Below are 326 nucleotides of genomic sequence, written 5' to 3'. Positions count from 1 at the left end.
CGGCATCGGCTTCGCTATCCCGAGCAATATGGTGAAAAACCTGACCGGCCAGATGGTGGAGTATGGTCAGGTGAAACGCGGCGAGCTGGGTATCCTGGGTGCCGAGCTTAACTCAGAGCTGGCGAAAGCGATGAAGGTCGATGCCCAGCGCGGCGCCTTTGTCAGCCAGGTGCTGCCGAACTCAGCCGCGGCGAAAGCGGGCGTGAAAGCAGGCGACGTGGTGGTGTCGATGAACGGCAAACCGCTGAGCAGCTTTGCCGCGCTGCGCGCCGAAGTCGGTTCGCTGCCGATTGGCACCAAACTGCAGCTCGGCCTGCTGCGCGACG

Annotated in this window: 1 protein-coding gene; it reads left to right on the top strand. The window is 63.2% G+C overall.

Going from position 1 to position 326, the window contains the following annotated elements:
- A partial coding sequence (locus tag B3797_RS00070) for a PDZ domain-containing protein (RefSeq protein WP_311790026.1) occupies nucleotides 1–326 on the top strand: 326 nt, incomplete at both ends.

Origin of the sequence: Pantoea sp. UBA5923, assembly GCF_002431095.1 — a bacterium.
In the GTDB taxonomy this organism is placed as follows: domain Bacteria; phylum Pseudomonadota; class Gammaproteobacteria; order Enterobacterales; family Enterobacteriaceae; genus Pantoea; species Pantoea piersonii.
Note: the sequence above shows the minus strand (reverse complement) of the source record. Positions and strands in the feature narration are given on the sequence as shown.